Source organism: Bacteroidales bacterium (assembly GCA_018334875.1).
Lineage (GTDB): Bacteria > Bacteroidota > Bacteroidia > Bacteroidales > UBA12077 > JAGXLC01.
On sequence record JAGXLC010000052.1, the window covers coordinates 1 to 3182 of the forward strand.

Here is a 3182-nt window from a genome sequence, read left to right on the forward strand (position 1 = left end):
AAAGAAATAATATAAACCTTTAAACAATTGATGAATTATGGCAACTGAAAACACATCCAACAACACCGGAAAAGAAGAAAAAAACAACACATCCGGAGAACAGCAGGAAAAGACCAGTGCACAGCAGGAGGAGCAAAAGTCTCAATCTGCCTCTTCAACAAAGAAAGAATCGCAAGAGGAATCAAAAACTACTAAAACCGGAAAAAAGACTGAATCCTCAGCAAAAACAACAACCGGAAGCAAAAAAAGTAGTGGTTCAAAATCTACGGGTAAAACCAAAAGCAAAACCTCTGAAAAAAGTAAAAAAGAAGAGGAAAGCAAAGAAAAATCTGAAAGTCCCGACTTTTGGAAGGAAGCAAGTGAGAATATTTCCGAAGGTACCCGAGTGATTAATGAAGAAGCAAAAGCAATAGGAGAAAAGTTATCTACCTATTCGGAAAAAATCTTTGGCACGATAAAGAAGACATCTTCGGAGGCTTACAGAACAGGGGCAGAATTAACCCGTAATGCAGTTAACAGGGCACAAACCCTGGCTGAAAAATACAGGGACATGTATGAAATGAGAAATCTGAACAATGAAAAGAAAAAGTTGGGTTCCCAGTTGGGCGTTAAGCTGTATTTGGCAATGAAGAACAATGCCAATGCTATACCGGACGATTTCACCAGTGATGAAGAAGTAAAGTCCCTTTTAGAACAGATAGAGGAAGTAGATAAGAAAATTATTGATCTTTCCAAAGAAATAGAAAATAACCAGTAGTAATATGAAAAAATTTAAAACTTTTAAAACAATAATCAGCTATTTCCTAATAATATGGATAGTGATATGGGCATATCTTGCTGCATTCAACTGGGAAGTATTTGCAGTGGCTCTTAATATAAACCTTGGATTTGCTGTCATTACAGGGTATCCATTTCTTTTCTATTTTATTGTTGGAATTATCCTTTTTATTGCGCTTCGTTACATTGCTCAATATTTAAGTGAACGACAAAGATCATACGAGAGGCATCTGGAACACAAAATAGCCATGCAAGGGAAAGATATCGAGATACTTCAGTTAAAAGAGGTCTTATTTAATATGCAAACGAAAGAATATAACCAGAATGCCGAATCCATGAAATCCCTGAATGAAAAATTGAATAGAATTGCTGGACAAATGCAAACAACTAAACAGGAATCTCCTGAAAAGGAAGAAGAGGAGAAAAAAGATAAAAAACCGGATACAGATGAATAGAATCTGAATGGATTAATCAGTAAACTTCATCTGAAATGTTTTTCCCCTAAGGGTTGATTGGTAAAGCAGCTATTTTCGGGATTTGTTGCGAACCTGGCTGTAAGTCGATGATAGTCATATAGATTACCAGAGATTTACAGCCTTTTCTTTCCATAAAGTCCTCCATGGCCCTCCGTGATTTCCTTTGTGTTTTCCGTTGCTAATATTAATGTTTGAACCACGGAGTTTCACGGAGAATAAATATGCAGTAACAGAGAGGTAATAAAAAAGCATTTCGAAGGTCTTTTTTGACTTTATCGAAATACAATTAAACAGGTATATGTAATTTATCACACATAAGAGTTAATAATCTGTTGATAACTTCCTGTCATTTGACTTCCTGTTAAACAAGATAATTTGTTTCTTTATATCCAGAATACCAATAATACTATATATAATATCGGTGTTGACATCCAGAATATCAAAAATATTATCTAGAGTATCGTTGCCGATATCTCGTATATCAAAATTGATATAATAAGACATGGGCGTTGATCTCTGGGATATCAAATTTGATATTTAAAATATTGAAACCGATATCCGGGATAGCAATACCGATATAAAAAACATACAGAACGATATCCGGGATAGCAAAATTGATATTCAATATATTTTTCAATATAATATAAACAGAAAAATATCAGTAACTGTGATAGAGTTTACTAAACGGTGATTAATATTCCTTCAAAACGAAATCTTTCGGGTTCATAACCGAAATGTTCTCGCCAGATTGGGTTAAGACCAGCAACCCGTTTTTCTCTGCCAGATCATAACTGTCGGTGGGAACGCTCATGGCGGCAACGGCTCCAATGAGTTTTTTATCGGCATATTCCGGGAATAAGGGTTTAAAAGCCGGAAGCTTGCGATTAAGAAAATCCTCCACATCATCCGGATGGAGCTTGTATTTGACTTCAATAACAATCATATAATCCCCGTTGTAAAGCACAATATCAAATTCTCCCTGCAATTTCCTGGTTTTCTTCTTCAGGCGGGCGAGCTGATCATACGAAATACCAAAAAGGGAATCCCACGTTTCCAAACCTCTCCGAAAGAACTCTTCTGCAACATCCCTGCTATTACTGGAGACTCCTCCATAAAGCCTGGCCAGTTTGTCGATTCTACGGTCTGTTTCCTTGGATTGCTCCCTGACCTCTTGAAATTGCCTCCTTGTTTCCTGGAATTGTTCTCTTGTTTCCTGGAATTGTTCTCTTGATTCCTGAAATTGCCTCCTTGATTCCTCTAATTGTTTCCTTGTTTCTTGAAACATCTTATCCGTCTCCTGAAACATTTGCCAAACCTTCTCGAAAGTCAACGGCTGCCCGTAATCCGACAAAGGTTCGTTTGTATCGTTGTCCCCATCTTTTGACATCAGAAATAAGTTTCTAAATATAACGTTTAATTGTTTTCACAGAGTACATCTAAAATCAAAGATACTCCATAAGTAAATATTTTCCTTCATGATCATTTGTGAATTCGTGGCCCTCTTATTCAATGATTTATCTACAGAAAATCCAGCTCATCCGGGGGCGCCTTCCTTTTCTCTTCTATCTCTATATCATCCGGATCAGGGTCCCGGTTAAAAGCATTCTTCCTTAGTTCCAGGTAGGTTTTATATACGGTTTCATTGCCATTTTCCTCTACAATAAAGAACGGGGTGATGTCCATATTGTATTTTTCTGCCAGCTTAAAACCTTCCGAACCAGGCTCCCGCACATCTGCATAAGCTAGGTGACTGATCTTGTCCATCTCACCATGAGCATTCAACCTTTCGGTGACTTCACGGCATTTTTTGCATTCGTTGCCGTCCTCCAAAATCTTCTTTACCATAGTAATTTTCATATTGAAAAAATTTGCGGTTATACAATGGCTCAGGAATTATAGTTTTGTAAAGATAAATAAATTAAATTTCCT

At 36.9% G+C, this 3182-nt stretch carries 4 protein-coding genes; 2 read left to right on the forward strand and 2 right to left on the reverse strand.

All coding sequences use genetic code 11. The features are described 5' to 3' along the window. Nucleotides 1–37 precede the first annotated feature (37 nt). Complete coding sequence (locus KGY70_06535; GenBank protein ID MBS3774822.1) at nt 38–757, forward strand: hypothetical protein; 720 nt, start codon at nt 38–40, stop codon at nt 755–757. Between the two features lie 4 nt (nt 758–761). Further along, nucleotides 762–1232, forward strand: coding sequence for a hypothetical protein (locus tag KGY70_06540; GenBank protein MBS3774823.1), 471 nt, complete (start codon nt 762–764; stop codon nt 1230–1232). Nucleotides 1233–1944: 712 nt separating this feature from the next. On the opposite strand, the gene KGY70_06545 is transcribed toward KGY70_06540, so the two are convergent. Next, nucleotides 1945–2640 (reverse strand): hypothetical protein, encoded by a 696-nt coding sequence (locus KGY70_06545; GenBank protein MBS3774824.1) that lies wholly within the window; start codon nt 2638–2640, stop codon nt 1945–1947. A gap of 131 nt (nt 2641–2771) precedes the next feature. Next, complete coding sequence (locus KGY70_06550) at nt 2772–3110, reverse strand: hypothetical protein (GenBank protein ID MBS3774825.1); 339 nt, start codon at nt 3108–3110, stop codon at nt 2772–2774. Nucleotides 3111–3182: the final 72 nt, after the last annotated feature.